The 24,649-nt window shown below is 61.1% G+C and carries 25 protein-coding genes and 2 pseudogenes; 17 read left to right on the forward strand and 10 right to left on the reverse strand.

All coding sequences use genetic code 11. The annotated features are described in order from the left end of the window. Nucleotides 1-120: 120 nt before the first annotated feature. Entirely contained in the window at nucleotides 121-516 is a 396-nt protein-coding gene (locus ATY29_RS28360) for a hypothetical protein (RefSeq protein WP_003573135.1), read from the reverse strand. A gap of 209 nt (nucleotides 517-725) precedes the next feature. On the opposite strand from ATY29_RS28360, the gene ATY29_RS28365 reads away from it, so the two are divergent. Then, nucleotides 726-914: a hypothetical protein gene (locus ATY29_RS28365; protein ID WP_003573137.1), complete on the forward strand. Its 189-nt coding sequence runs from the start codon at nucleotides 726-728 to the stop codon at nucleotides 912-914. Nucleotides 915-966: 52 nt separating this feature from the next. Here ATY29_RS28365 and ATY29_RS38380 read toward each other — a convergent pair. After that, a pseudogene (locus ATY29_RS38380) lies at nucleotides 967-1,202 on the reverse strand (alpha amylase C-terminal domain-containing protein); the annotation flags it as partial. Between the two features lie 277 nt (nucleotides 1,203-1,479). Between ATY29_RS38380 and ATY29_RS28375 the strand changes: the two are divergent. From ATY29_RS28375 to ATY29_RS28400, 6 genes are all read left to right on the forward strand, one after another. Continuing rightward, a complete protein-coding gene (locus ATY29_RS28375) occupies nucleotides 1,480-3,606 on the forward strand; it encodes a calcium-binding protein (protein WP_097533492.1) in 2,127 nt (708 codons plus the stop codon). A gap of 126 nt (nucleotides 3,607-3,732) precedes the next feature. Then, a complete protein-coding gene (locus tag ATY29_RS28380; protein WP_097533493.1) occupies nucleotides 3,733-4,035 on the forward strand; it encodes a hypothetical protein in 303 nt (100 codons plus the stop codon). A gap of 40 nt (nucleotides 4,036-4,075) precedes the next feature. Next, complete coding sequence (locus ATY29_RS28385) at nucleotides 4,076-4,579, forward strand: winged helix-turn-helix transcriptional regulator (RefSeq protein WP_003573141.1); 504 nt, start codon at nucleotides 4,076-4,078, stop codon at nucleotides 4,577-4,579. A gap of 13 nt (nucleotides 4,580-4,592) precedes the next feature. Further along, nucleotides 4,593-5,858 (forward strand): beta-ketoacyl-ACP synthase II, encoded by a 1,266-nt coding sequence (fabF, locus tag ATY29_RS28390; RefSeq protein ID WP_003573143.1) that lies wholly within the window; start codon nucleotides 4,593-4,595, stop codon nucleotides 5,856-5,858. 80 nt (nucleotides 5,859-5,938) lie between these two features. Further along, nucleotides 5,939-6,367, forward strand: coding sequence for a DUF4864 domain-containing protein (locus ATY29_RS28395; RefSeq protein ID WP_097533494.1), 429 nt, complete (start codon nucleotides 5,939-5,941; stop codon nucleotides 6,365-6,367). Nucleotides 6,368-6,455: 88 nt separating this feature from the next. Continuing rightward, on the forward strand, nucleotides 6,456-6,836 hold the full coding sequence (locus ATY29_RS28400) for a hypothetical protein (RefSeq protein ID WP_097533495.1): 381 nt from the start codon (nucleotides 6,456-6,458) through the stop codon (nucleotides 6,834-6,836). Nucleotides 6,837-6,884: 48 nt separating this feature from the next. Here ATY29_RS28400 and tgt read toward each other — a convergent pair whose 3' ends face one another. The 5 genes from tgt to coaD all read right to left on the reverse strand — a co-directional run bounded on the left by tgt (nucleotide 6,885) and on the right by coaD (nucleotide 10,845). Then, complete coding sequence (gene tgt, locus ATY29_RS28405) at nucleotides 6,885-8,015, reverse strand: tRNA guanosine(34) transglycosylase Tgt (protein ID WP_097533496.1); 1,131 nt, start codon at nucleotides 8,013-8,015, stop codon at nucleotides 6,885-6,887. Beyond that, the gene (queA, locus tag ATY29_RS28410) at nucleotides 8,012-9,097 is read right to left on the reverse strand and encodes a tRNA preQ1(34) S-adenosylmethionine ribosyltransferase-isomerase QueA (protein WP_097533497.1); all 1,086 of its coding nucleotides are present in this window, start codon (nucleotides 9,095-9,097) and stop codon (nucleotides 8,012-8,014) included. Before queA ends, tgt begins: the two co-directional genes overlap by 4 nt. 69 nt (nucleotides 9,098-9,166) lie before the next feature. Then, a complete protein-coding gene (locus ATY29_RS28415; protein ID WP_003573154.1) occupies nucleotides 9,167-9,676 on the reverse strand; it encodes a peptidylprolyl isomerase in 510 nt (169 codons plus the stop codon). A gap of 28 nt (nucleotides 9,677-9,704) precedes the next feature. Further along, complete coding sequence (locus ATY29_RS28420; RefSeq protein WP_097533498.1) at nucleotides 9,705-10,277, reverse strand: peptidylprolyl isomerase; 573 nt, start codon at nucleotides 10,275-10,277, stop codon at nucleotides 9,705-9,707. A gap of 73 nt (nucleotides 10,278-10,350) precedes the next feature. Beyond that, entirely contained in the window at nucleotides 10,351-10,845 is a 495-nt protein-coding gene (coaD, locus tag ATY29_RS28425; RefSeq protein WP_025416167.1) for a pantetheine-phosphate adenylyltransferase, read from the reverse strand. Between the two features lie 89 nt (nucleotides 10,846-10,934). Here coaD and ATY29_RS38385 point away from each other — a divergent pair, with 89 nt between their 5' ends. The 3 genes from ATY29_RS38385 to ATY29_RS38225 all read left to right on the forward strand — a co-directional run bounded on the left by ATY29_RS38385 (nucleotide 10,935) and on the right by ATY29_RS38225 (nucleotide 11,682). Then, nucleotides 10,935-11,213, forward strand: a complete 279-nt coding sequence (locus tag ATY29_RS38385; RefSeq protein WP_097533499.1) for a hypothetical protein — start codon at nucleotides 10,935-10,937, stop codon at nucleotides 11,211-11,213. Between the two features lie 142 nt (nucleotides 11,214-11,355). Next, nucleotides 11,356-11,511 carry a hypothetical protein gene (locus ATY29_RS37085; RefSeq protein WP_003573160.1) on the forward strand — a complete coding sequence of 52 codons (156 nt, stop codon included), beginning with the start codon at nucleotides 11,356-11,358 and terminating at the stop codon, nucleotides 11,509-11,511. Between the two features lie 36 nt (nucleotides 11,512-11,547). Further along, entirely contained in the window at nucleotides 11,548-11,682 is a 135-nt protein-coding gene (locus ATY29_RS38225; protein ID WP_280176782.1) for a hypothetical protein, read from the forward strand. 179 nt (nucleotides 11,683-11,861) lie between these two features. Here ATY29_RS38225 and gyrA read toward each other — a convergent pair whose 3' ends face one another. After that, nucleotides 11,862-14,681, reverse strand: coding sequence for a DNA gyrase subunit A (gyrA, locus tag ATY29_RS28435; RefSeq protein ID WP_025416165.1), 2,820 nt, complete (start codon nucleotides 14,679-14,681; stop codon nucleotides 11,862-11,864). Nucleotides 14,682-14,917: 236 nt separating this feature from the next. Between gyrA and ATY29_RS28440 the strand changes: the two genes are divergently transcribed. Next, on the forward strand, nucleotides 14,918-15,565 hold the full coding sequence (locus ATY29_RS28440; protein ID WP_003573165.1) for a MarC family protein: 648 nt from the start codon (nucleotides 14,918-14,920) through the stop codon (nucleotides 15,563-15,565). A gap of 86 nt (nucleotides 15,566-15,651) precedes the next feature. On the opposite strand, the gene ATY29_RS28445 is transcribed toward ATY29_RS28440, so the two are convergent. Continuing rightward, nucleotides 15,652-16,161, reverse strand: a complete 510-nt coding sequence (locus ATY29_RS28445) for a single-stranded DNA-binding protein (RefSeq protein ID WP_025416164.1) — start codon at nucleotides 16,159-16,161, stop codon at nucleotides 15,652-15,654. A gap of 283 nt (nucleotides 16,162-16,444) precedes the next feature. Here ATY29_RS28445 and uvrA point away from each other — a divergent pair, with 283 nt between their 5' ends. The 3 genes and pseudogenes from uvrA to ATY29_RS28460 all read left to right on the forward strand — a co-directional run bounded on the left by uvrA (nucleotide 16,445) and on the right by ATY29_RS28460 (nucleotide 20,405). After that, nucleotides 16,445-19,366, forward strand: coding sequence for an excinuclease ABC subunit UvrA (uvrA, locus tag ATY29_RS28450; protein WP_003573168.1), 2,922 nt, complete (start codon nucleotides 16,445-16,447; stop codon nucleotides 19,364-19,366). Then, nucleotides 19,363-19,571 (forward strand): annotated as a pseudogene (locus ATY29_RS28455) (hypothetical protein); the annotation flags it as partial. The gene uvrA and the pseudogene ATY29_RS28455, both read left to right, overlap by 4 nt. A gap of 27 nt (nucleotides 19,572-19,598) precedes the next feature. Continuing rightward, a complete protein-coding gene (locus ATY29_RS28460) occupies nucleotides 19,599-20,405 on the forward strand; it encodes a DUF72 domain-containing protein (RefSeq protein ID WP_097533609.1) in 807 nt (268 codons plus the stop codon). Between the two features lie 37 nt (nucleotides 20,406-20,442). Here the strand turns inward: ATY29_RS28460 and ATY29_RS28465 are convergent, their stop codons facing one another. Beyond that, entirely contained in the window at nucleotides 20,443-21,915 is a 1,473-nt protein-coding gene (locus ATY29_RS28465) for a bifunctional ADP-dependent NAD(P)H-hydrate dehydratase/NAD(P)H-hydrate epimerase (protein WP_025416161.1), read from the reverse strand. A 343-nt stretch (nucleotides 21,916-22,258) separates the two neighbouring features. On the opposite strand from ATY29_RS28465, the gene ATY29_RS28470 reads away from it, so the two are divergent. The 3 genes from ATY29_RS28470 (at nucleotide 22,259) to hspQ (ending at nucleotide 24,575) form a co-directional block, all read left to right on the forward strand. After that, nucleotides 22,259-22,597 carry a P-II family nitrogen regulator gene (locus ATY29_RS28470; RefSeq protein WP_003539626.1) on the forward strand — a complete coding sequence of 113 codons (339 nt, stop codon included), beginning with the start codon at nucleotides 22,259-22,261 and terminating at the stop codon, nucleotides 22,595-22,597. 79 nt (nucleotides 22,598-22,676) lie between these two features. Next, a complete protein-coding gene (gene glnA, locus ATY29_RS28475; protein ID WP_003573174.1) occupies nucleotides 22,677-24,086 on the forward strand; it encodes a type I glutamate--ammonia ligase in 1,410 nt (469 codons plus the stop codon). 159 nt (nucleotides 24,087-24,245) lie between these two features. Continuing rightward, nucleotides 24,246-24,575 carry a heat shock protein HspQ gene (gene hspQ / locus ATY29_RS28480; RefSeq protein WP_003573176.1) on the forward strand — a complete coding sequence of 110 codons (330 nt, stop codon included), beginning with the start codon at nucleotides 24,246-24,248 and terminating at the stop codon, nucleotides 24,573-24,575. The last annotated feature ends 74 nt before the right edge of the window (nucleotides 24,576-24,649 follow it).

Here is a 24,649-nt window from a genome sequence, read left to right on the forward strand (position 1 = left end):
TCAGACATCCGCGGTTTTCAGCTGTTTCTCAGTTTTGACATCGATTTGTCATGCAAGGAGAAGGCTGCCCGCCGGAACGGGCAGCCTTCTCTGGCATTTGGAATTTAAAACGCGGTACGATCAGTGCCGTCGTGCGTTGGCGGGAATGGACGAAACCGTTGCCGAGACAGGATCGCTTGCCGGAAAGCTGTCCTCAAGGCCTTCCTCGAGCTCCTCTTCCAGCATTTCGGCGTCGTGGCTCGAACGTGCACTCGGCTGGCCGATCAGGCCCTTGCTGCCTTCGTCGAAATTGCCGTTGCTCAGGGCATCGTAACGATTGATGCTGCCATCCGCCTCCCCGCCCGCAAAGCTGGTCAGCTGGACCATCATCACCTTGGCGTGGTCGACGGCCTTGGAGTGGTCGAGTTCGCCGTGAGAGTTGTCGATCTTGACGGAGATCGATTCCCCTCCCTCGCCCAAGAATTCGACGGTGAAGATGTCACCGGCCTGTGACACTCGCGTATCGATCAACTGCATGAAAACCTCCTGTGTCCGTCGATATCAACGGCAATCACAGTCGGTGAGTTCCACGGCAAGGCCATTCAGCGCCGACGTGTGTGGGCAGGAGGTTGGCAACCGCCTAGCCTCTCCGTGCCGCTTATGGTTAATTTATTAATAATTCAGAGTTTATAAAGGGAACGAAGCGGCCTTTCCGAGTGTTGATGGTGCGCCGCGGAGGAACCCCGATGATCCTGAAAATCCTTGCCCCTAAAATCGACACCGATTGCCATGCTACCGGCACCTATCCCGATGGGATCTTTGCCGAAAACCGGATCGATCTGTCCACTCGCCGCGACGGCCGCCGCCGCTCTCAGCACGAGCGCGACTACGGTGCCGGCAGACAACTGGAAAACCTGCCGGTCGGATTTGCCTGAGCGGCGTGCGCACCCATTGCCTGCTGCCTTGGAAGGCGTGATGCGCGACGCGTCACAGCCTGCGAAACACCAGGACGCCTGATGCAGGCAGCGCGGCCTCGAGCATTCCCGCCGTGGCTCTGATCTTTGCGCCGCCGTTGCCACATTCCAGCCGCCATAAGTCTCAGCATCGCTATTGAAGATCTCTTCCCAGAGGCCGTCTCCCAGACGCTCGCTGCGCAGCCGATAGCCATGCTGGAAGGCAGCGTCGTTCAGCGATCCGACCACGAGGAAATCCTCGCCGTCGGACGGTCATCGGAACCTCCAGATACTTCGGATTCCCCCGGCTCTGACTGTGTGGCCGTTTCTCACCCAGGCATGATCTGCCGCCCGGCCGGAAAAATACAAGTAAAGATTGATAATCTATTGGGTAAATTGCTGGCCGATACGGGCCACATTCAGAACAATAAATCATGGTTAACGGGCAGCGCTACACGTCCCTCCTCGTGTATTAAATCGAATTGGCGGACAGCAAGTGGGGGATATATTCCCATGGCCAATTCCCTCGTAAATCGGGAGAGAACCTATGGCCCAAGCCGTTAGAATAAACGATATTATCCGTTCCTTTGGCATCGATACACATATCGACTATACCGACGGAAAATATTCCAATGTCGGAGAAGTCGTTAAGGCACTCGATTATCTCGGCCTTGGCACGGTTCGCGATCACGCTCCCAACTCCGCTTCCGATCCTAACGGCCAAACACATCTCGGCAATGCGGCCGACGCCGGCGTGCAATTCGTCTTCAGCGCCCAGCGGGAGGTCGACCCCGCCAGCGTGGCCCAGCGGCTGCACGCCTTCGTTGAGGCCCATCCCGGCTCGGTCGTCGGCATCGAGGGGCCGAACGAGGTCAACAACTGGCCGGTCAGCTATCATGGCCTGAGCGGCCAGGCCGCAGCGGTTGCCTATCAGAAGGACCTGTCCGCCGCCGTCAATGCCGATCCGCTTCTGAAGAATATCCCGGTCCTCGGCTTTACCGGATATACGGTTGCCTCCGCCTCCGACTACACGACGATCCACACCTATGCGAAGGATGGCGGCCAGCCATATTCATGGCTCTCCCGAGAATCCGGCGTTCAGCGCGCTGCCGATCCGGGCAAGCCGCTGGCGATAACCGAGACCGGCTACCATACCTCGCTCACCGCCGACACCAATGGCGGCTGGGAAGGTGTCAGCGAAGCGACGCAGGCAAAACTTCTGCTCAACACGCTGATGGACGGCGCAGCCCTCGGATCGAAACAGACCTTCCTCTACGAGCTGCTCGACGCCTATTCCGATCCGCAGGGCGCCAATCAGGAAAAGCATTTCGGCCTTTTTCATCTCGACTATTCGGCCAAGCCGGCTGCGACGGCGATCCACAATCTGACCGAAATACTGGCGGACGACGGTGTTCAGAAGGCAAGCTTCAGCGCAGGCACTCTCAACTATTCGATCGACGGCATGCCCTCCTCGGCGCACAGCCTGCTTACGGAAAAATCGGACGGAAGCTCCCAGATCATCATCTGGAACGAGCCCGATATCTGGAACCAGTCCACCGACACGGCCATTCAGGCCGCGGCGACAGGCGTCAAGGTCAATCTCGGGACCTCGTTCGGCTCTGTGAAGATTTTCGATCCGTTGAGCGGGACGACGGCGATCAAGAGCTTCAGCAATGTGTCGTCCCTGACCGTGGATGTCGTCGACCATCCCGTTATCATCGACATCGGAGGCGGTAGCGCCACCACGCCGCCGCCGGCCACCGGCCATATCTATGGCGGCGCGGGCAACGACACATTCACCGTAACCAACCCCACGCAAATCGTTGACGAAAGCAAGGGTGGCGGGACGGATACCGTCATGTCGTCGATCAGCTTCAGCCTCAGGGATACGGCGCATACGATCGGCGAGGTCGAGAATCTGACGCTGACCGGTACCGCGAATGTGAATGCCACGGGCAATGCGCTGGCAAATGTACTCGTCGGCAATTCCGGCAACAATATCCTCGATGGAAGCACCGGCGCCGACCGGATGTCGGGACACGGCGGCAACGACACCTACGTGATCGACAATGCGGGTGATTTTGCCGATGAAACAGGGGCATCCGGCAAGGACACCGTCAAGGCTTCGATCTCCTTCAGCCTGGCCGATCCGAAGCGCACGGCCGGAACGATCGAAAACCTGACCTTGACCGGGACGGCCAATCTCAACGCTGTCGGTAACAACACGGCCAACGTTCTCACCGGCAACGACGGCAGCAACTCGATCAATGGCGGCAAAGGCGCCGACCAGCTGAGCGGCGGGCTCGGCAACGACAAGCTTATCGGCAAAGCCGGCGCCGACATTCTGACCGGCGGCGCAGGCAGCGATAGCTTCGTCTTCGATGTGAAACCCGACAATATCAGCGTCGACAAGATCCGGGATTTCTCCGCCACGGCGGGCGACAAGCTGCTGCTCGACCATTCGATTTTCGCCGCGCTCAGCCTGTCCGCATTTTCGGAGGAGAATTTCGTTGTCGGCGCGAAAGCGCTCGAGGCGGATGACAGACTGATCTACGATCAGGCGAGCGGCATCCTATCTTTTGACGCGGATGGGAGTGCGGCGGGCACGGCGATCCATATCGCCGATCTCGACAATTCTCCGTCGCTTCACTTCAAAGATTTCGTGCTTGTCTGATCCGGCCGACCCGTCGCCCTTCGGCGGCGGGCTGCCGCAGCGCGCGCTTTTCCAGGCTGCTCTTGCCGGCATGACTTTCCCGGCCACATTCCTCCGTTGACGCCACTCGCAGCGCCGGAGAAACCTTTGCCCTGGATTGCCTATATCGTCCATTTCATCGCCGCGGCATTTATGACCGCCGGCATCCCGCATTTCGTCAACGGCGTCAGCGGCCGGCCTTTCCGTCTGCCAATGGCGCCGAGGGGCAAGCTCGGCTCGCCGATCGCGAATGTCGTCTGGGGCTGGGCGAATTTCCTCATCGCCTTTCTGCTGTTTGCCAATATCGGACCGCTCTACATCGGCACGCCCGGCGACACGATCTTCGTTGCCGCCGGCATGCTCGTCGCCGGCGTACTGCTCGCCCGGTATTTCGAAGGTGATGTCCGATAGTAACTTGCATAATGATAGTCACTGATATAGTGACTGCGGTATGCAACGGACGAGCTTCAGCGATTTCAAATGCCCGGTGGCGCGTGCGCTCGACAGCGTCGGCGACTGGTGGAGCATCCTGATCCTGCGCGACGCCTTTCAGGGACTTTCGCGCTTCGACGATTTCCAGAAGAGCCTCGGCGTGGCGCCGAACATCCTGACGCGGCGGCTCAAGCACCTGACGGATCAGGAGCTGTTCGAACGGCGTCTCTACCATCAGCGCCCTGCCCGCTACGAATATGTGCTGACGGACAAGGGCCGCGATTTCTTTCCGGTGCTGATGACGCTGTTTTCCTGGGGAAGCCGGCACATTCCGGAAGAAGACCTCGCCTTTCTGCTCGGCGATACCGCGGGCAAATCGCGCCAGACGGTGCTTGTGGACACGCGGACCGGCGAACAGGTGACACCCGAAAACACCAGCCTGCTTGCAGGCCCCGCCGCCGATGACGAGGTGCGTGCGCGGATTGCCCGCATGCGCGCCTGGTATCTGGGCATCGACGCCTAAAAAGGAGAATAGAATGGATCGCATCGTTGTCACCGGCATGGGACTTGTCTCGCCACTGGGCACCGGCGTCGAGCCCGCCTGGAAACGTCTCGTCGACGGCGCCTCGGGTCTCAGAGTGCTTACCGAGGATGTGGTCGGCGAGCTCTCAGCCAAGGTCGGCGGTGTCGTTCCTGATATCGGTGAGGATGCAGAGGCCGGCTTCGATCCGGACCGCACCATCACGCCCAAGGACCAGAAGAAAATGGATCGCTTCATCCACTTCGCCATGGCGGCGACGGAGGAAGCAGTCAAACAGGCCGGCTGGATGCCCACTGGCGAAGGCGAACGCGAGCGCACCGCGACGATCATCGCCTCCGGGGTCGGAGGCTTTCCGGCGATCGCCGAAGCGGTGCGGATCGGTGAGGCGCGCGGCGTGCGGCGGCTGTCGCCCTTCACCGTGCCGTCCTTCCTCGTCAACCTTGCCGCCGGCCAGGTCAGCATCCGCTACGGCTTCAAGGGGCCGCTCGGCGCGCCGGTGACGGCCTGCGCGGCCAGCGTCCAGGCGATCGGCGATGCGGCGCGGCTGATCCGCTCCGGCGAAGCCGATGTGGCGATCTGCGGCGGCGCCGAGGCCTGCATCGACAAGGTGAGCCTCGGCGGCTTTGCTGCTGCGCGTGCACTTTCCACCGGTTTCAACGAGACGCCGGAGCTGGCCTCGCGGCCCTTCGACACGGCGCGCGACGGTTTCGTCATGGGCGAAGGCGCCGGCATCCTGGTCATTGAAAGGCTCGAGCATGCGCTTGCCCGTGGCGCTACGCCGCTTGCAGAACTCGTCGGCTACGGCACGGCGGCGGACGCCTACCATATGACGTCAGGCCCCGAAGACGGCAACGGCGCACGCCGGGCGATGGAGGCCGCCCTCCGGCAGGCGAAGATTGCGGCTTCTGAGGTCAAGCACCTGAACGCGCATGCAACCTCGACACCGGTCGGCGACAGAGGCGAGATTGCCGCGATCGGCACGGTCTTCGGGCGCGATGGCGGCATTGCCGTCAGTGCGACGAAATCGGCGACCGGCCATCTGCTCGGGGCGGCCGGCGGGCTGGAGGCGATCTTCACCATCCTGGCGCTGCGCGACCAGATCGCCCCGCCGACCCGCAACCTGGTTGAGGCCGATCCTGATGCCGACGGCATCGATATTGTCGGCAAGACGGCGCGGCCGGTGGCGATGGACTATGCCATTACCAACGGCTTCGGCTTCGGCGGGGTGAATGCCAGCGCCCTCTTCCGGCGCTGGTCGTAAATCAGCTTTCCCTAAACGGAAAATCGCCTACACTTCTGCTCCATCAGGGATGCCTTTCCTGATGGAGCTGGAGATCACCCATGCGCGCCTTCTTCGCAGTCGTCATTCTGTGTGCCGCGTCCATACTCTCCGCCATCTCGGCCCGCGCCGAAGATCCGATCGACACGACGCGGGCGATGATCGAGGAACAGATCAAAGCCTTCCTCAAGGACGATGCGGAGACCGCCTATTCCTTCGCCGCTCCCGGCATCAGGGCGATGTATCCCGACAAGAACCTGTTCTTCGCCATGGTCAAGAAGAGCTACGAACCGGTCTACCATCCCGGCAACTACGCCTTTGGCCGCAGCCGCTCGATCGACAACGGTGCGCTGATCTATCACGAGGTGCTGATCTCAGGCCGCGACGGCAAGGACTGGACGGCGATCTACCAGATGACCCGCCAGCCGGACGGCAGCTACAGGATCAACGGCGTACAGATCATGCCGGATGCCGACAGCAAGGGCATCTAGTGGATTAAACATCCCTGCAGATTAAAGTTGTGTCCGTCGTTCCCGGAACGTATAGGGCTCAGGTCTTTCAATCCGGGGATGAAACTCGATGCTTTCCTTCAAGTGGTTGGTCACCGCTACGGTGATCGGCGTCGCCGCCATGCCGACGATTGCGCAGGCGGAATCCTTTTCGAAGCTTAAAGGGCAGGATTACGCCATCGGCAAACTCACCAAGGGGAAGGCCGGCGGCTACGGTTGGGTCGTCTCAAACGGCAGCAAGCGGTTCTTCTGCCGGCTGGATGCCAGCCTGGCTTATGTCGACAAGAAAGAGATGGTGAGCATCCTTGCGAGCGGACGGCTGATCAAGCTGGACCGTGCCGCGTTTGAGGCGTCGATCGGTGGCCCAGACCCGTCGATCCCGCAATGGAGCGATCTTCAGGCCGGCCGCGTCAAGCCGGCGGACGTTGGAAGCTGCACTCCTGCGGCCTGACGAACAGAAGATATCGGCAGCAGGTGACCGTCACCACGAGAGGGCAGATCATACGGGTTGGAGATCGCCCCTCGCCCATTCCTCCTGCGTCTCCGCCATGAAATCGGCGAACCGACCTTCGGCGATCGCCTTGCGGATGCCCTGCATCAGTTCCTGGTAATAGGCGAGATTGTTCCAGGAGAGCAGCATGCCGCCGAGCGCCTCGTTGGAGCGGACGAGATGGTGGAGATAGGCGCGGGAATAGTCTCGCGAGGCCGGGCAGTTCGACTGTTCGTCGAGCGGGCGCATATCCTCGGCATGGCGGGCATTGCGGATATTGACCTTGCCGCGGCGGGTAAAGGCCAGGCCGTGGCGGCCGGAACGGGTCGGCATGACGCAGTCGAACATGTCGATGCCGCGGGCGACCGACTTCAAAATATCGTCCGGCGTGCCGACGCCCATGAGGTAACGGGGCTTTTGCCCGGGCAGCACCGGCAGCGTCGTTTCCAGCATCTGCAGCATGACGTCCTGCGGCTCGCCAACGGCAAGGCCGCCGATCGCATAACCTTTGAGGTCGAGCTGGCTCAGCGCCTGCGCCGAACGGATGCGCAGGGCCGGAATATCACCGCCCTGGACGATGCCGAACATCGCCTTCCCCGGCTGCTCGCCGAAGGCGACCCTGCAGCGCTCGGCCCAGCGCAGCGACATTTCCATGGCGCGCTCGATCTCCTTCGGCTCGGCCGGCAACGCCACACATTCGTCAAGCTGCATCTGGATGTCGGAGCCGAGCAGGCCCTGGATTTCGATGGACCGCTCCGGCGACATATGGTGCAGGCTGCCGTCGACATGCGATTTGAAGGTGACGCCTTGCTCGTCGAGCTTGCGCAGGCCGGAGAGCGACATGACCTGGAAACCGCCTGAGTCCGTCAGGATCGGATGCTCCCAGCGGATCAGCTTGTGCAGGCCGCCGAGGCGGGCGACGCGCTCAGCCGTCGGGCGCAGCATCAAGTGATAGGTATTGCCGAGGATGATGTCGGCGCCGGTTTCGCGCACCTGGTCGAGATACATGGCCTTGACGGTACCGACGGTGCCGACCGGCATGAAGGCCGGCGTGCGGATTTCGCCGCGCGGCATGGAAATTTTTCCGAGGCGAGCACCGGCATCGGTCTTGTCAAGCGTGAATTGGAAGGTCTCTGTCATGTATCTTTCCGGAAAAGAAGGCTCGCGTCGCCGTAAGAGTAGAAGCGGTAGCCTGTCGAGATGGCGTGATTATAGGCCGCGTGCATGGTCTCGAAGCCTGAAAAGGCCGAGACCAGCATGAACAGCGTCGAGCGCGGCAGATGGAAATTGGTCATCAGCATGTCGACCGCCTTGAAGCGGTAACCGGGCGTGATGAAGATGCCAGTGGCGCCGGCCCAGGGCTTGATCTCGCCGCTTTCTTCCGCGGCACTCTCGATCAGCCGCAGCGAGGTGGTGCCGACGCAGATGATGCGCCCGCCCCTTGCCTTGACGGCATTCAGCCGTGCGGCGGCCTCAGCGCTGACGGTGCCGGTTTCCAGATGCATCTTGTGATCGGCGGTATCGTCTGCCTTCACAGGCAGAAAGGTGCCGGCGCCGACATGCAGCGTGACAAAATCGCGTTCGATGCCGGCTCTGTCGAGCGCTTCGAACAGGCCAGGCGTAAAATGCAGGCCGGCGGTTGGCGCGGCGACGGCGCCGTCTTCTCGAGCATAGATTGTCTGGTAATCCGCGCGGTCGCGCTCGTCCTCCGGGCGCTTGGCGGCGATGTAGGGCGGCAGCGGAATATGGCCGACGGCGGCGATCGCCTCGTCGAGCGCCGGGCCGGAAAGATCGAAGGCGAGCGTCACTTCACCAGCCTCGCCCTTTTCCTCGACGGTAGCATCGAGCGAGCCGAGGAAGCAGCTTTCGCCGCTATGACCAAAGGAAATGCGGTCACCCTCCTTGATGCGCTTGCCGGGCTTGGCAAAGGCTTTCCAGCGGCTCGGGCCGACGCGCATATGCAGCGTCGCCGACACCTGCTGGCCGCCGGCGCCATCGCGATGGCGGATGCCCTCGAGCTGGGCGGGAATGACCTTGGTATCGTTGAAAACAAGTGCGTCGCCCGCCCGCAGGAAGGAGGCGAGATCGCTGACGCGATGATCGGAGAGCACGCTGCCTGCATTGGGATCGACGACGAGCAGGCGCGCGCTGTCTCGCGGCTCGGCGGGCCGCAACGCGATGCGTTCATCGGGCAGATCGAAATCGAAAAGGTCTACGCGCATTAGGGCACTTTCAAAGCGAAACCCGCCCTCGCGCAGTCACGCAAGGGCGGGTTTCAGCAGAAATCACAATCAGACGTCGGCGGCAACCCGCATCGAGACGATCGAGTCCGGATCGGAAACCGGCTCGCCGCGCTTGATCTTGTCGACATTGTCCATGCCTTCGATGACCTGGCCCCAGACGGAATACTGCTTGTTCAGCCAGGGCGCATCGGTAAAGCAGATGAAGAACTGCGAGTTGGCAGAGTTCGGGTTCTGCGAACGGGCCATCGAGCAGGTGCCGCGCGTATGCGTGGTCGCGGAGAATTCAGCCTTCAGATCCGGCTTCGAGGAGCCGCCCATGCCGGCGCGACCGGGATTGAAGGTTTCCGAACCCTTCTTGCCGAATTCGACATCGCCCGTCTGGGCCATGAAATCCTGGATGACGCGGTGGAAGACGACGCCGTCATAGGCCTTCTCGCGAGCGAGTTCCTTGATGCGGGCGACATGTTCAGGGGCGACCTGCGGCAGAAGCTGAATGACAACCTTGCCCTTGGTGGTTTCCAGAATGATGGTGTTTTCGGGATCCTTGATCTCGGCCATAATCTTCTCCTCTTGTTTCTCTCGTAACTTACTTCTTGCCCAGGGTGACCTTGATCATCCGGTCGGGACTTTTGACTTCGCCGTTCTGGCCTTCGCCGCGCTTGATCTTGTCGACATTCTCCATGCCGGAAACGACCTTGCCGACGACGGTGTACTGGCCGTTCAGGAAGGAGCCGTCGGCGAACATGATGAAGAACTGCGAATTGGCGGAATTCGGATCCTGCGAGCGGGCCATGCCGACCGTGCCGCGCACAAACGGGGTCTTGGAGAATTCAGCCGGAATGTCGGGCATGTCGGAGGAGCCGGTGCCGGCAAGGCTGGCATCGAAGCCCTTTTCCATGTTGCCATATTTGACGTCGCCGGTCTGGGCCATGAAACCCTCGATGACACGGTGGAAGGCGACGTTGTCGTATTCGCCCTTATTGGCCAGCGCCTCGATCTGGGCGACATGCTTCGGCGCCACCTCAGGCATGAGCTGGATGACGACAGGGCCGTCCTTCAACTGCACGGTCAGATAATGATCGGCCGACTGGGCGAAGGCATCGCCGGCGAAGGAGGCGAGATACAATACGCCGGCAAATGCGAGATAAAAGAGTTTCATGTGGGCTCCATTGCGGCGGGTTCCGCCTGGTCTTTGCGCTTGCTCGTCTTTGTCTTGCAAGTCTTTGTAGTTGTTAATTTTGGCGCTTGGATGTGAGGGCTTGTAAGACGGCGGCCGGCACGAAGGCGCTGACATCGCCGCCCATGGCGGCGATCTGGCGGACCAATGTGGCGGTAATGGGCCGAGAGGCCGTGCCCGCCGGCAAAAAGATGGTCTGGATATCGGGCGCCATCGTCCTGTTCATGCCGGCCATCTGCATCTCATAATCAAGATCGGTGCCGTCGCGAAGCCCGCGGATCAGAAGCGTGGCGCCATGGGTGCGGGCGGCATCGACGACCAGATTGTCAAAGGCGACGACGGCGATATCGCCGGTCTTGCCGGGCAGCGCTTCGGCGAGCGAAAGGCGGATCAGCTCGGCCCTCTCCTCGAAGGAAAACAGCGGCGCCTTGCCGGGATGGATGCCGATCCCAACGATCACCTTTTCGGCGACGTTCAGCGCCTGGACCAGAACATCCACATGCCCGTTGGTGATCGGGTCGAAGGACCCCGGATAAAAAGCTGTCGTCATCTGGCCCGACCGTTGTTTGACGCCTTTTGTCACGGATGCCGCCTTCCCGCAAGTGATTTGGGCAACCATCCCGGACGGTTGAACGGCGGATGAATGACCCGTTCAAGGCGGTTTCAGACAGGATCTGCTTAATTCAAATCATCAAGACAGCCGATGCCATTCTGGCATCCGGCGCTCCCCGAAAGACCGGACCCATGCTGATCGTGCTCGTTGCACTTGCCGTCGTTTCCTCGCTGGCCGCCGAGATGGCTTATGGCTATTTCGCCGATCGATACGAGGTCAGCTGGGTGCGGCCGGCGCTTGCCGAGCACGCGGCGATCGTGCGGGCGCAAGGCCGCCTACGTGAAAGAAACGACGTTCGAATCTGAACGCCAGATGAACGAGACATTCAAGGAGGCTTCAGATCGGCATTGGTAAACACCGCCTCAACATCCGGCGGAACCATTTTAAAACGGATGCGTTCATTCAACCGACACATAGATGCGATTATCGCGGCAGGAAGGACTAAAGATGCCCGGCAAGATTACGATGATTAACGTGCTCTGGATGGTAATGGTCACGGGCATGCTGACCGCAACTGTCGCGCTCTATGATCAGAAGGCTGATACGTCCAAGGTTTATGGTCCCTATGCTTCGGCCCGGACGGCCGTACTGGGCCAGTACTGAGGGGCGACAACGCAACTCCCCAGGAAAGGAATGCCTATGTTCACGATCTTGACAGTGCTCACCGCCCTCATCAGCGTCATGTTCATAGTGTCTGTTGCCTCGACGATATCAGCGCTCCGGCGCGAAGGTGACGAGGTCAAGGCGCTGAACGAAAAACATAGAGCGTTCTAACTTTCCTTTTTTGCCAACCCCTTCCCCACCTTGAGCGGCCCCCTTCCGCTGCCCGAGGCCTTTCAAGCCGGATGCACCCAGCATCCGGCTTTTTCTTTGGATGTGGCGACCATTCCGGCTTGAAAGGAAAAGGCGACCTGAAAAGAAAAGGGCGGCCCGAAGCCGCCCCGTTCATCTGATCATTCTTCGGCAGGCCCGGCTGGACCACCATCGGCAATCGGCGCCTCACCGGCAGCACCTTCGTCGGCAGCAGCACCTTCGGCCACCTCGACAGCCTCCTCCGTCTCGTCGTCCTCCGGTTCACTGATGCGCTCGACCGAGACGACCTTTTCGTCCTTGTGCGTCGAGAAGATGGTGACGCCCTTGGTGGCGCGGCTGGCGATGCGGATGCCGCCGACCGGCACGCGGATCAGCTGGCCGCCATCGGAAACCAGCATGATCTGATCGCCGTCATCGACGGGGAAGGCCGCGACCAGCTCGCCGATCTCGCCTGTCTTCGACGTGTCGGTGGCGCGGATGCCCTTGCCGCCGCGGCCGGAGATGCGGAAGTCGTAGGACGACGAACGCTTGCCGAAGCCCTTTTCCGAGACCGTCAGTACGAATTGTTCACGGGCTCTCAACTCGTCGTAGCGCTCGTCGGAGAGTTGTCCCTCTTCGGTGACTTCTTCACCGACCAGAGCGATGTCTTCCTCGTCAACGCCCGTGGCACGCCGTTCGGCGGCGGAGCGCTTCAGATAGGCGGCGCGCTCCCACGGCTCGGCATCGACATGGCCGACGATCGTCATCGAGATAATGCGGTCGCTTTCGCCGAGATTGATGCCGCGCACGCCGATCGAGTTGCGGCCGGCAAAGACGCGAACGTCGTCGACGGAGAAGCGGATGCATTGGCCGAGCGCCGTGGTCAGCAGAACGTCATCACGTTCCGTGCAGGTCTCGACGGAGAGGATTTCGTCGCCCTCCTCCTCGAGCTTCATGGCGATCTTGCCGTTGCGGTTGACCTGGACGAAGTCCGACAGTTTGTTGCGGCGAACCGTACCGCGCGTCGTCGAGAACATGACGTCGAGATTGTCCCAGCTCTCCTCGTCCTCGGGCAAGGGCAGGATGGTGGTGATGCGTTCGCCGGGTGCCAGCGGCAGCATATTGATCAGCGCCTTGCCGCGCGAGGTCGGCGTGCCGATCGGCAGACGCCAGACCTTCTCCTTGTAGACGATGCCGCGCGACGAGAAGAACAGAACCGGTGTATGGGTATTGACCACGAATAGCCGGCTAACGAAATCCGCGTCGCGAGTGGTCATGCCGGAGCGACCCTTGCCGCCGCGGCGCTGGGCGCGATAAGTGGTCAGCGGCACGCGCTTGATATAGCCGAGATGCGAAACGGTGACGACCATATCCTCGCGGGCGATCAGATCCTCATCGTCCATTTCGAGGCCACCATCGACGATCTCGGTTCGGCGCGGCGTGCCGAATTCGTCGCGGACGGCAATCAGTTCGTCCTTGACGATCGTCTGGATGCGGACGCGCGACGAGAGAATATCGAGGTAATCCTTGATCTCTTCGCCGATTTTGTTGAGTTCGTCGCCGATTTCGTCGCGGCCAAGCGCCGTCAGACGGGCAAGGCGCAGTTCGAGGATGGCGCGGGCCTGCTCTTCGGAGAGATTGTAGGTCAGGTCCTCGTTAATGCGGTGACGCGGATCGTCGATCAGACGGATCAGGCTCTCGACATCTTCGGCCGGCCAGCGGCGGGTCATCAGTTCTTCGCGGGCCGACTGCGGATCGGGCGCCTGGCGGATGACGCGGATGACTTCGTCGATATTGGCGACGGCAATGGCAAGGCCGACCAATACATGGGCACGGTCGCGCGCCTTGCGCAGCAGGAATTTCGTTCTCCGGCTAACGACTTCCTCGCGGAAGGAGACGAAAGCACGCAGCATGTCAAGCAGCGTCAGTTGTTCCGGCTTGCCGCCGTTCAGCGCCACCATATTGCAGCCAAAGGATGTCTGCAGCGGCGTATAGCGGTAGAGCTGGTTGAGGATCACATCGGCATTGGCATCGCGCTTCAACTCGACGACGACGCGATAACCCTGGCGGTCGGATTCGTCGCGCAGATCGGAGATGCCTTCGATGCGCTTGTCGCGCACCAGCTCGGCCATCTTCTCGATCATCGTCGCCTTGTTCACCTGGTAGGGAATCTCGGTGATGATGATCTGCTCGCGATCGCCGCGCATCGGCTCGATGGCGGCGACGCCGCGCATGATCACCGAACCGCGGCCGGTCTCATAGGCCGAGCGGATGCCGGCACGGCCGAGGATCTTTGCACCCGTCGGGAAGTCAGGGCCGGGAATGATCTGCATCAGGTCCGGCAGTTCGATGGCCGGATCGTTGATCAGCGCGATGCAGCCGTCGATGACTTCGGAGAGATTGTGCGGCGGGATGTTGGTCGCCATGCCGACGGCAATGCCCCCGGCGCCGTTGACGAGCAGGTTCGGGAATTTGGCCGGTACCACGACCGGCTCGGAGAGTGTGCCGTCATAGTTATCGCGGAAATCGACGGTTTCCTTGTCGAGATCGTCGAGCAGCGAATGGGCCGCCTTTTCCAGGCGGCATTCGGTGTAACGTTCGGCCGCCGGTGGATCGCCGTCGACGGAGCCGAAATTGCCCTGACCGTCGATCAGCGGCAGCCGCAGCGACCAGGGCTGGGCCATGCGGGCAAGCGCGTCATAGATCGCGGAATTGCCGTGCGGATGGTATTTACCCATCACGTCACCGGTGACGCGGGCGCATTTGACGTATTTCTTGTTCCAGTCGATGCCGAGCTCGGACATGCCGTAGAGGATGCGCCGGTGCACGGGCTTCAGGCCGTCGCGCACGTCGGGCAGTGCGCGGCTGACGATGACGCTCATCGCGTAATCGAGATACGACCGCTGCATTTCCTCCATGATGGAGATGGGCTCGATGCCTGGCGGGAGCTTCCCGCCGCCGGGGGGTGTTTGCTCAGTCAAAACAGATCACGATCTCTTCTAGAATCACTTGAAGATTTATAGCGGAAAGCCTGTTCCCGCGCCAATTTCACGGTGCGTTTTGAACAGGCTTTTGCGGCTTAAAGAGGGTAAAACATACAAGTCGCGGGGCGGGAGCGGACAAATCCGCTGCCGGCGGCCGCGGGATATTTGCCAAATCGGAATCCCCGCTTCACAATCATAAAAACCTTGTGACTATATGCGGTTTCGGAGAGACGATGGCAAGCGCCGACCAATTGATCAACGCCTTCACGACGCTGCTCGTCACCATCGACCCGCCGGGGCTGGCGCCGATCTTCCTGGGGCTGACGACGGGCATGAGCCGGGCCGAGCGCACTCAGGTGGCGCTGCGCGGTTCGACCATCGCCTTCATCATCCTCGCCGTCTTCGCCCTGTTCGGCGCAAGCGTTCTCGGCGTGCTCGGCATCTCGATCGGCGCCTTCCGCATCGCCGGCGGGCTGCTGCTCTTCTGGATCGCCTTCGAGATGGTGTTCGAGCGGCGGCAGGAGCGCAAGGAGAAGGCCAGCGAGGCTGCCGTCACCAAGGATCACATCGAAAATATCGCCGTCTTCCCGCTCGCCTTGCCGCTGATCGCAGGCCCCGGCGCGATCTCGGCGACGATCCTGCTGGCCGGCACTCTGCCGACCACCGTCGAAAAAGCCCAGTTGATCGGCGTCATCGCCGCCAATCTGTTGCTGACCTTCCTGATGCTGCTGATCGCCGACAGGCTCGACCGCTTCCTCGGCGTCACCGGCAGGGCGATCCTCACACGGCTCCTAGGCGTCATCCTCGCCGCCCTTGCGGTGCAATTCGTCGTTGACGGTGCAAAAGCCGCGCTCAATCTCATCAGCGCGACGCCGCATTGAACGGCGCAATTCCAAAGAAAAAGAGCATGATGCCATTCAAAGGCATCATGCTCTCAACTCTTCTCCAAGCTAGGAAAAGCGGTTGATCAGAACGGGATGTCGTCGTCGAGATCGCGCGAGAAGTTACCGCCGCCACCACCGCCGCGGCTCGGCGATGAGGAGGGAGCCGGGGCGCCGTAATCGTCGCCGTAATCATTGTTGCTGCTGCCACGGCCGCCGCCGGAGCTTGCACCGCCGCCTTCACCGCGGCCGTCGAGCATGGTCAGCGTCGAGCCGAAGCCCTGCAGCACCACTTCAGTGGAGTAGCGGTCCTGGCCCTGCTGGTCCTGCCACTTGCGGGTCTGCAACTGGCCTTCGATATAAAGCTTGGCGCCCTTCTTCACATATTGTTCAACGACCTTACAGAGGCCCTCGTTGAAGACCACGACGGTGTGCCATTCGGTCTTTTCACGGCGCTCGCCGGAATTGCGGTCGCGCCAGGTCTCCGAGGTCGCGATACGAAGATTGGCGATCGGCCGGCCATCCTGAGTGCGGCGGATTTCCGGGTCCGCACCGACGTTTCCAATCAGAATTACCTTGTTTACGCTACCAGCCATGCTTCTCACCCTGCCTGCCGCCCTGCCCGGCGGCGTTAATCGATCAGCGCACCTTAAACCATCGCGGACCGCCGATGCGCGTGAACGGTCGTTAATCCACATGTTTATCCCATCAGAAAGCCGCATGCATTCATCAGGAATTTTGTTCTTTCTTTGTTCTAGTTTATCCGTATGATCCTGTCAACAGAATCGAAAACCTTGACTGTAGCGGACATTCAGCCTCGACTCGCCGGTCGGCATCACTAAATAAGGGCTGTTATCCCAAAGGACCAAAGCTGAGACGATGAGCGAACTGAAGACGATCTCCATCCGCGGCGCGCGCGAGCACAATCTCAAGGGCATCGATCTCGATCTGCCGCGCAACAAGCTGATCGTCATGACCGGTCTTTCCGGTTCGGGCAAATCCTCGCTGGCCTTCGACACGATCTATGCCGAGGGCCAGCGCCGTTATGTCGAGAGCCTGTCTGCCTATGCCCGGCAATTCCTCGAAATGATGCAGAAGCCCGACGTCGACCAGATCGACGGGCTGTCGCCGGCGATCTCGATCGAGCAGAAGACCACTTCGCGCAATCCGCGTTCGACGGTCGGCACCGTCACCGAGATCTACGATTATATGCGCCTGCTGTTTGCCCGCGTCGGCGTTCCCTATTCGCCGGCGACCGGCCTGCCGATCGAGAGCCAGACGGTCAGCCAGATGGTCGACCGCGTCCTCGATTTCGGCGAGGGCACCCGTCTTTATATTCTCGCGCCGCTCGTGCGCGGGCGCAAGGGCGAATACAAGAAGGAACTCGCCGAGCTGATGAAGAAAGGCTTCCAGCGCGTCAAGGTCGATGGCCAGTTCTACGAGATCGCCGAGGCGCCGGTGCTCGACAAGAAATACAAGCACGACATCGACGTGGTCGTCGACCGCATCGTCGTGCGCTCAGATGTTTCGGCCCGCCTGGCCGACAGCCTGGAGACCTGCCTGAAGCTCGCCGACGGGCTGGCGGTTGCCGAATTCGCCGACAAGCCGCTGCCGCCGGAAGAGACCTCGGCCGGCGGCTCGGCCAACAAATCGCTGAACGAGACGCATGAGCGCGTGCTGTTTTCGGAGAAATTCGCCTGCCCGGTCTCCGGCTTCACGATCCCGGAGATCGAGCCCAGACTCTTCTCCTTCAACAATCCTTTCGGCGCCTGCCCGACCTGCGACGGCCTCGGCGCCCAGCAGAAGATCGATCCGGACCTGATCGTGCCCGAGCCCGAGCGGACGCTGCGCGACGGCGCGATCGCGCCCTGGGCCAAATCGACCTCGCCCTATTACAACCAGACGCTGGAAGCACTTGGCAAACATTACGGCTTCAAGCTCGGCACCCGCTGGAACGATCTGTCCGACGAAGCCAAGGACGTTATCCTCAACGGCACCGAAGACAAGATCGAATTCCATTACGCCGACGGAGCGCGCTCCTATACGACGCACAAGAATTTCGAGGGCATCATCACCAATCTCGAGCGCCGCTGGAAGGAGACCGATTCCGCCTGGGCGCGCGAGGATATCGAGCGCTTCATGTCGGCTGCTCCCTGCCCTTCCTGCAACGGCTTCCGCCTGAAGCCGGAGGCCTTAGCGGTGAAGATCGGCACGCTGCATATCGGCGAAGTCACCGGCATGTCGATCCGCGTCGCCCGCGACTGGTTCGAGACGCTGCCGGCGAGCTTCAACGCCAAGCAGAACGAGATTGCGGTGCGCATCCTGAAGGAAATCCGCGACCGGCTGCGCTTCCTCAACGATGTCGGCCTGGAATATCTCAGCCTGTCGCGCAACTCGGGCACGCTGTCTGGCGGCGAAAGCCAGCGCATCCGGCTTGCCTCGCAGATCGGCTCGGGGCTGACCGGGGTGCTCTACGTGCTCGACGAGCCGTCGATCGGCCTGCACCAGCGCGACAATGCCCGGCTGCTCGATACGCTGAAGCACCTGCGCGACATCGGCAACACGGTCATCGTCGTCGAACATGACGAGGACGCGATCATGACGGCCGACGACGTGGTCGATATCGGCCCGGCTGCCGGCATTCATGGCGGTGAGGTTATCGCCCACGGCACGCCGCAGGATATCATGGACAGTCCGATGTCGCTGACCGGCAAATACCTCTCGGGCGAACTCGGCGTTCCCGTTCCCAACGAGCGCCGCAAGCAGAAGAAGGGCCGCGAGATCAAGGTCGTCGGCGCCCGCGGCAACAATCTGAAGAACGTTACGGCATCGATCCCACTCGGCGTGTTCACGGCGGTGACCGGCGTTTCCGGCGGCGGCAAGTCCACCTTCCTGATCGAGACGCTGTATAAATCGGCGGCACGGCGCGTCATGGGCGCGCGTGAAAACCCGGCCGATCACGACCGCATTGACGGCTTCGAGCATATCGACAAGGTGATCGACATTGACCAGTCGCCGATCGGCCGCACGCCGCGCTCCAATCCGGCGACCTATACCGGCGCCTTCACACCGATCCGCGATTGGTTCGCCGGCCTGCCGGAAGCCAAGGCGCGCGGCTACCAGCCCGGCCGCTTCTCGTTCAACGTCAAGGGCGGGCGCTGCGAAGCCTGCCAGGGCGATGGCGTCATCAAGATCGAGATGCACTTCCTGCCGGATGTCTATGTCACCTGCGATGTCTGCCACGGCAAGCGCTACAACAGAGAGACGCTCGACGTCACCTTCAAGCAGAAGTCGATTGCCGACGTGCTCGACATGACCGTGGAGGAAGGCGTCGATTTCTTCGCGGCGGTGCCGGCCGTGCGCGATAAGCTGCAATCGCTGAAGGATGTCGGCCTCGGTTATATCAAGGTCGGCCAGCAGGCGAATACGCTCTCCGGCGGCGAGGCGCAGCGCGTCAAGCTGGCCAAGGAGCTGTCGAAACGCTCGACGGGGCGCACGCTCTATATTCTCGACGAACCGACGACCGGCCTGCATTTCCACGACGTCGCGAAGTTGCTCGAAATGCTGCACGAACTGGTCAACCAGGGCAATTCGGTGGTGGTGATCGAACACAATCTCGAAGTGATCAAGACGGCCGACTGGGTGCTCGATTTCGGTCCCGAAGGCGGCGATGGTGGCGGAGAGATTGTGGCTGTCGGCACGCCCGAAGCGATCGTCAAGGAGAAACGCTCCTATACCGGACATTTCCTGAAGGAATTGCTGGAGCGGCGGCCGGCGAAGAAGGCGGTTGCGGCGGAATGACGATGCGGCTGGCGTCGCCCGATGATCTCAAAACGATCGCGACACTGACGGCAGCCGCATATCTGCTCTATACCCATCTCTTCGGTGCGCCACCGATCCCGGTGCCCTCTACAGTGCCTTCGGATTTCAGGGAACGGGTCGCCGGCCGAGCGCATATCGGCCAGGATGGTCGCTCGTCGACGTGACGAAAGAGATCGATGCGGCCAGAACGGCTGCGAACGGGGAGGACGACATGACGAAATCCGGCACTATCCGCACCGGCATCGGCGGCTGGACCTTCGAGCCCTGGCGCGGGCATTTCTTTCCCGATGACCTGAAGCAGAAGGATGAGCTGAATTTTGCCAGCCGCCAGTTGAAGGTTATTGAGGTCAACGGCACCTATTACAGCACGCAGAAGCCGGCGGTCTTTGCCAAATGGGCAGCCGACGTGCCCGAGGGTTTCATCTTTTCACTGAAGGCGACGCGTTTCGTCACCAATCGGCGGGTGCTTGCCGAAGCCGGTGAATCGATGGAGCGTTTCCTGTCATCGGGGATCAGCGAACTCGGCGATCATCTCGGGCCGCTGCTCTGGCAGTTCGCTCCGACGAAGAAGTTCGATCCGGACGATTTCGAGGCCTTCCTCAAACTGCTGCCGACAAAACAGGACGGGCTGGCGCTCCGCCACGTGGTCGAGGTCCGGCACGATTCCTTCAAGGTGCCGGAGTTTGTGGCGCTGCTTGCCAAATATGGCGTGGCGCCTGTTTGCGCCGAACATTTCGAATATCCGATGATCGCCGATGTCACGGCCAATTTCGTCTATGCCAGGCTGCAGAAGGGTTCGGACGATATTCCGACCTGCTATCCCGACAAGGACCTGGAGGCTTGGGCAAAGCGGCTGGAGACCTGGGCCGAGGGCAAGGTCCCCGACGATCTGCCGCTGATCGACGGGGATCGCAAGGTCAAGGCCGAGCCGCGCGACGTCTTCGCCTTCATGATCCATGAGGGCAAGGTGAATGCGCCGCATGGGGCGATCGCCCTGCAGCAGGCGCTGGCGAAATAAGCCAGCCCAATCTCGGAGCGGTTATGCCCCGACCGGGCTAGAGCGGCAATACGTGGGCCGCGAGTTCCTCCGCCGTCAGCCCCTTGCCGGCGCGGTGGCCGGCTGCGCCGTGCAGCCAGACGCCGGCGGCGGCGGCCTCGAAGGCCGGCAGGCCCTGCGCGAGCAATCCGCCGATAACGCCGGCGAGCACATCGCCGGATCCGGCGGTGGCAAGCCAGGCGGGCGCGTTGGTATTGATCAGCGCCCGGCCATCTGGCGCGGCGATGACGGTATCGGCGCCCTTGTAGACGATCGCGGCATTGGCGCGGCGGGCAGCGGCCAGGGCCTTGTCCACCTTCCCCAGCCCATCGTCGCCTGAGATATCGGGAAAGAGCCGCGAATATTCACCTTCGTGCGGCGTCAACACCAGGCGCGGTTCGCCTCGGAAAAGATCGAAAAGCTGCTGCGGATCGTCCTTGAACGAGGAGATGCCGTCGGCATCGAGCACGAGATGGCGATCGGCAAGGGCGGTGACGAAGCCGCGTGCCCTGGCGCCGATGCCGAAACCGGGACCGAGGACGAATGTCTGCAGCCGCTTGTCGGCAAGCCAGGCATCGAGTTCGGCCTCGTCGTCAATGGCATGCAGCATCACGGCTGTGAGATGCGCGGCATTGGCGGCCATCGCCGCATGCGGGGCGGCGATCGTCACCAGGCCGGCGCCGGCCTTCAGGCCCGAGATCGCCGACATGCGCGCGGCCCCCGTCTTGTCGGCCTCGCCTGAAAACACCACCAGATGACCGCGCTTGTATTTGTGGGTTTCCAGCTGCTCGACCGGCAGCACCGCCCTCCAGGCGTCAGGCCTGTTTTCGTCGATGGCGCCACTTGCCTCGGCCCTGACGATGCGGGCGGGAATGCCGATATCGAAGACTTCCAGTTCACCGCAAAGCTCCCTGCCCGGCATCAGCAGGTGCCCGGGCTTGCGGGTCATGAAGGTGATGGTGTTCTGCGCCTTGAAGGCCGCACCCAGCACCCTGCCGGTACGGCCATCGAGGCCGGAGGGCAGATCAATGGCGAGCACCGGAGGACCGGCCTCGGCGACCCGCTCGATCACCGCGCGGACTTCGGCCGGCACGTCGCGGCCGAGCCCTGCGCCAAACAACCCATCGATGACGACGTCGCCGCTTTCGGGACTATAGAGGTAGAGCTCCTGTCCCTGGAGCGCGCAGCCGGCGTGGGCGCGGGCGGCATCGCCCTTCAGCCTGGAGGGATCGCCAAAATGGAGGACTGCCACTGCAGCTCCGCCCTCCTGCAGGTGCCTTGCTGCCACATAGGCGTCTCCGCCATTGTTGCCCGGCCCGCAGAGCACGACGAAGCGCCGCGCGCCGGGATGAAGGCGCAGGGCCGCAGCCGCGACCGCGGCACCTGCCCTTTCCATCAGGCCAAAAGAATCAATACCGGATGCGGCAGCCGCCGCATCGACTGCGGCCATCTCGGCAGGCGTGAGAAGAAGGTCGGACAGTTGGTGACTCATTGGTCTATTCAATCGAAAAACGCCTAAAAAACAACCGCCTGAAAAATTAAAGAAACGAACTAATTTTGTGCATTTGCCTATCTTTTCATCCTACCCAGACGTGATTGCGCGACTCCTTAAACATAGGTTTTTTCCGACTTTCGATATGATTTTGATCGAAGGGCAGAGTTTTGCGGCAGTTTTGTCACCAAATCGACATCAGAATCTCCGCAAATGCGGCGGTTTCGGCGAAATTCGCGGATTTTTTTAGGAAGACGGATTTCAAACTGGCACGATATCTGCATCATATCCGGCGAGCGGGAAAATTCCTGCCATAACGGGAGAAGCGGAGAGACATTTTCTCATGAAAAAGATCGAAGCGATCATTAAGCCTTTCAAGCTGGACGAAGTGAAGGAAGCTCTTCAGGAAGTCGGCCTGCAGGGTATCACGGTCACTGAGGCCAAGGGTTTCGGCCGTCAGAAGGGTCACACGGAACTTTACCGCGGCGCCGAATACGTCGTCGATTTCCTGCCGAAGGTGAAGGTCGAGGTCGTGCTGGCCGACGAGAACGCGGAAGCGGTCATCGATGCGATCCGCAAGGCGGCGCAGACCGGCCGCATCGGCGACGGAAAAATCTTCGTCTCCAACGTCGAAGAGGTTATCCGCATCCGTACCGGCGAGACCGGCATCGACGCCATCTGACCCACTTTGCCAAGCGCGCAAAGTTCGATACGGTCAGCGCAGCCATGTATTGTCATCGTAAATCGGAGGAAGGTATTTAATGGCGTCCGCAAGCGAAATTCTGAAGCAGATCAAGGAGAACGACGTAAAGTTCGTCGATCTGCGCTTCACCGACCCAAAGGGCAAGCTGCAGCATGTGACGATGGACGTTGTCTGCGTCGACGAGGACATGTTCGCTGACGGCGTGATGTTCGACGGCTCCTCGATCGGCGGCTGGAAGGCCATCAACGAGTCCGACATGGTGCTGATGCCCGATACCGAGACGGTGCATATGGACCCGTTCTTTGCTCAGTCGACCATGGTCATCATGTGCGATATCCTCGATCCGGTCTCCGGCGAGGCCTATAACCGCGATCCGCGCGGCACCGCCAAGAAGGCCGAAGCCTATCTCAAGGCATCCGGTATCGGCGACACGATCTTCGTCGGCCCGGAAGCCGAATTCTTCGTGTTCGACGACGTCAAGTACAAGGCCGATCCCTACAATACCGGCTTCAAGCTCGACTCGACCGAACTACCGTCGAACGACGACACCGATTACGAAACCGGCAACCTCGGCCATCGCCCGCGCGTCAAGGGCGGTTATTTCCCGGTTCCGCCGGTCGACAGCGCCCAGGACATGCGCTCGGAAATGTTGACTGTGCTCTCCGAAATGGGCGTCGTCGTCGAAAAGCATCACCATGAAGTGGCAGCCGCCCAGCACGAACTCGGCATCAAGTTCGACACGCTGGTGCGCAACGCCGACAAGATGCAGATCTACAAATACGTCGTGCACCAGGTGGCCAATGCCTACGGCAAGACGGCGACCTTCATGCCGAAGCCGATCTTCGGCGACAACGGCTCGGGCATGCACGTGCACCAGTCGATCTGGAAGGGCGGCAAGCCGACCTTTGCCGGCGACGAATACGCCGGTCTCTCCGAGAGCTGCCTCTACTACATCGGCGGCATCATCAAGCATGCCAAGGCGATCAACGCCTTCACCAATCCGTCGACGAACTCCTACAAGCGTCTCGTTCCGGGTTATGAGGCGCCGGTGCTGCTGGCATACTCGGCTCGCAACCGCTCGGCCTCCTGCCGCATTCCGTTCGGCTCCAACCCGAAGGCCAAGCGCGTCGAAGTCCGCTTCCCGGATCCGACCGCCAACCCCTATCTCGCCTTCGCCGCCATGCTGATGGCCGGCCTCGACGGCATCAAGAACAAGATCCATCCCGGCAAGGCCATGGACAAGGATCTTTACGACCTGCCGCCGAAGGAGCTGAAGAAGATCCCGACCGTCTGCGGCTCGTTGCGCGAAGCGCTCGAAAGCCTCGACAAGGACCGCAAGTTCCTGACCGCCGGCGGCGTTTTCGACGACGACCAGATCGATGCCTTCATCGAATTGAAGATGGCAGAGGTGATGCGTTTCGAAATGACGCCGCATCCGGTCGAATACGACATGTATTATTCAGCCTAACCGGCTGCCAAGAAGGAATGCCCCGGTTCGCCGGGGCTTTCCCCTCCCCGGGTCATGGACGCCAGCAGGAGGATATGACGTTCATGTGACGCGTTCGCGCAAAAATCTTGATTTGCGCGGCACCAATCACCAAATTTGGTGATGAAAGGAAGTCGTACCATGAAAGAAAGAATAGCAAAGTTCAGTATCGGCGAAGTGGTTCGGCACAAGGTTTTTCCGTTTCGCGGCGTCATCTTCGACGTTGATCCGGAGTTCGCGAATACGGAGGAATGGTGGAATTCCATTCCGGCCGAAGTGCGCCCGAGCAGGGACCAACCCTTCTATCACCTGCTCGCCGAAAATGACGAAAGCGAATATGTCGCTTATGTGTCGGAGCAGAACCTGACGAACGATGAAAGCGGCACGCCGCTTCGCAATCCGCAGATCTATCAGATTTTCGATCAGGCCCCGTCAGGGCAGTTCAAACCCAAGATGAGCTTCGCCCATTAAAATCGGCTTGCCCGGCAAGTGAAACAAGGCCTCGCCTCTCCCAGCGAGGCCTTTTCTTTTGGCGCAAAATTCCG

Source organism: Rhizobium hidalgonense, assembly GCF_002914525.1.
In the GTDB taxonomy this organism is placed as follows: domain Bacteria; phylum Pseudomonadota; class Alphaproteobacteria; order Rhizobiales; family Rhizobiaceae; genus Rhizobium; species Rhizobium hidalgonense.

Excerpts from the sequence above, each read along its gene's own strand:
- ATY29_RS28360 (WP_003573135.1), bottom strand. The coding sequence starts at position 516 with ATGCAGTTGATCGATACGCGAGTGTCACAGGCCGGTGACATCTTCACC.
- ATY29_RS28365 (WP_003573137.1), top strand. The coding sequence starts at position 726 with ATGATCCTGAAAATCCTTGCCCCTAAAATCGACACCGATTGCCATGCT.
- ATY29_RS28375 (WP_097533492.1), top strand. The coding sequence starts at position 1,480 with ATGGCCCAAGCCGTTAGAATAAACGATATTATCCGTTCCTTTGGCATC.
- ATY29_RS28385 (WP_003573141.1), top strand. The coding sequence starts at position 4,076 with ATGCAACGGACGAGCTTCAGCGATTTCAAATGCCCGGTGGCGCGTGCG.
- fabF (WP_003573143.1), top strand. The coding sequence starts at position 4,593 with ATGGATCGCATCGTTGTCACCGGCATGGGACTTGTCTCGCCACTGGGC.
- ATY29_RS28395 (WP_097533494.1), top strand. The coding sequence starts at position 5,939 with ATGCGCGCCTTCTTCGCAGTCGTCATTCTGTGTGCCGCGTCCATACTC.
- ATY29_RS28400 (WP_097533495.1), top strand. The coding sequence starts at position 6,456 with ATGCTTTCCTTCAAGTGGTTGGTCACCGCTACGGTGATCGGCGTCGCC.
- tgt (WP_097533496.1), bottom strand. The coding sequence starts at position 8,015 with ATGACAGAGACCTTCCAATTCACGCTTGACAAGACCGATGCCGGTGCT.
- queA (WP_097533497.1), bottom strand. The coding sequence starts at position 9,097 with ATGCGCGTAGACCTTTTCGATTTCGATCTGCCCGATGAACGCATCGCG.
- ATY29_RS28415 (WP_003573154.1), bottom strand. The coding sequence starts at position 9,676 with ATGGCCGAGATCAAGGATCCCGAAAACACCATCATTCTGGAAACCACC.
- ATY29_RS28420 (WP_097533498.1), bottom strand. The coding sequence starts at position 10,277 with ATGAAACTCTTTTATCTCGCATTTGCCGGCGTATTGTATCTCGCCTCC.
- coaD (WP_025416167.1), bottom strand. The coding sequence starts at position 10,845 with ATGACGACAGCTTTTTATCCGGGGTCCTTCGACCCGATCACCAACGGG.
- ATY29_RS38385 (WP_097533499.1), top strand. The coding sequence starts at position 10,935 with ATGAATGACCCGTTCAAGGCGGTTTCAGACAGGATCTGCTTAATTCAA.
- ATY29_RS37085 (WP_003573160.1), top strand. The coding sequence starts at position 11,356 with ATGCCCGGCAAGATTACGATGATTAACGTGCTCTGGATGGTAATGGTC.
- ATY29_RS38225 (WP_280176782.1), top strand. The coding sequence starts at position 11,548 with ATGTTCACGATCTTGACAGTGCTCACCGCCCTCATCAGCGTCATGTTC.
- ATY29_RS28440 (WP_003573165.1), top strand. The coding sequence starts at position 14,918 with ATGGCAAGCGCCGACCAATTGATCAACGCCTTCACGACGCTGCTCGTC.
- ATY29_RS28445 (WP_025416164.1), bottom strand. The coding sequence starts at position 16,161 with ATGGCTGGTAGCGTAAACAAGGTAATTCTGATTGGAAACGTCGGTGCG.
- uvrA (WP_003573168.1), top strand. The coding sequence starts at position 16,445 with ATGAGCGAACTGAAGACGATCTCCATCCGCGGCGCGCGCGAGCACAAT.
- ATY29_RS28460 (WP_097533609.1), top strand. The coding sequence starts at position 19,599 with ATGACGAAATCCGGCACTATCCGCACCGGCATCGGCGGCTGGACCTTC.
- ATY29_RS28465 (WP_025416161.1), bottom strand. The coding sequence starts at position 21,915 with ATGAGTCACCAACTGTCCGACCTTCTTCTCACGCCTGCCGAGATGGCC.
- ATY29_RS28470 (WP_003539626.1), top strand. The coding sequence starts at position 22,259 with ATGAAAAAGATCGAAGCGATCATTAAGCCTTTCAAGCTGGACGAAGTG.
- glnA (WP_003573174.1), top strand. The coding sequence starts at position 22,677 with ATGGCGTCCGCAAGCGAAATTCTGAAGCAGATCAAGGAGAACGACGTA.
- hspQ (WP_003573176.1), top strand. The coding sequence starts at position 24,246 with ATGAAAGAAAGAATAGCAAAGTTCAGTATCGGCGAAGTGGTTCGGCAC.